Origin of the sequence: Paracoccus niistensis, from assembly GCF_042432925.1 — a bacterium.
In the GTDB taxonomy this organism is placed as follows: Bacteria; Pseudomonadota; Alphaproteobacteria; order Rhodobacterales; family Rhodobacteraceae; genus Paracoccus; species Paracoccus niistensis.
The window spans coordinates 1-767 of sequence record NZ_JBHLWE010000025.1 but is presented as its reverse complement, the minus strand read 5'-3'; the positions used below and the strand labels follow the sequence as shown (position 1 = coordinate 767).

Here is a 767-nt window from a genome sequence, read left to right as displayed (position 1 = left end):
CCTTCGTCCTCCATCTGGCTCGAAAGCTACTTCAGGGAGGACCACTTTTCAGGGGGCAGACCAGGAATGCGCCCGCGGCGTTCACTGACCACTAGGATGTTCCGCAGTTCGGCCCAGAGCAGCCAAGGCGCCACGATATCTTCATGCTCTGCGGCAAGCGCCGGCAGATCTATACCATTCTCATCGGGCATCAACCACCCGACAAGCGCAGATGCATCGATCACCAACATCAACGCCGGCCTTCGTCACGCGCTGACAAGATTTCATCTTGCGACAGGGATACGCTCAGTTGGGCAAAACGCGACCGGAGTTGCGTCAGACGCCGCAGCCCGTCACTCCGTCTGGGAGCGCCAACCGGAACCAAGCGAGCGACAGGCGTACCGCGGCGGGTAATTGTGACCGTTTCCCCTGCCTCGGCAGCAGCCAACAACTCGGAGAGATGTGTCTTGGCTTCGAAGGCCCCAACTTCCCGCATGACTTCAACCCCACCAGTCCAGTAGTAGACTAGTTTAACAACTGAGATAATACAATCGGTAACAAGGCCGCCTCAAGGGTAGCGGCACGAGGTGACTACCAAGCTTCGATGGTCAGAGCGCGGCTCGTCGCTAGTACCAAATGTATGCATGCTACTTTAGGACGTTTGAGCGGTGCTCTGCCTACCAACTTTGGACCGCCCGAAGGTGGAGTTTCCGGGCTTGGTCACGACGACGGGCTGGTGACGCCGTCGGGAAAGTGCGGCGCGCTCGGGACGTTGTAGCCGATGGCGC

General features: G+C 59.1%; 2 protein-coding genes. Both read right to left on the bottom strand.

All coding sequences use genetic code 11. The annotated features are described in order from the left end of the window. Positions 1 to 26: 26 nt before the first annotated feature. On the bottom strand, positions 27 to 230 hold the full coding sequence (locus ACFFII_RS08370) for a type II toxin-antitoxin system VapC family toxin (RefSeq protein ID WP_377698438.1): 204 nt from the start codon (positions 228 to 230) through the stop codon (positions 27 to 29). Beyond that, complete coding sequence (locus tag ACFFII_RS08365; protein ID WP_377698437.1) at positions 230 to 475, bottom strand: type II toxin-antitoxin system Phd/YefM family antitoxin; 246 nt, start codon at positions 473 to 475, stop codon at positions 230 to 232. The genes ACFFII_RS08370 and ACFFII_RS08365 overlap by 1 nt, the downstream gene beginning before the upstream one ends. Positions 476 to 767: the final 292 nt, after the last annotated feature.

Excerpts from the sequence above, each read along its gene's own strand:
- ACFFII_RS08365 (WP_377698437.1), bottom strand. The coding sequence starts at position 475 with ATGCGGGAAGTTGGGGCCTTCGAAGCCAAGACACATCTCTCCGAGTTG.
- ACFFII_RS08370 (WP_377698438.1), bottom strand. The coding sequence starts at position 230 with ATGTTGGTGATCGATGCATCTGCGCTTGTCGGGTGGTTGATGCCCGAT.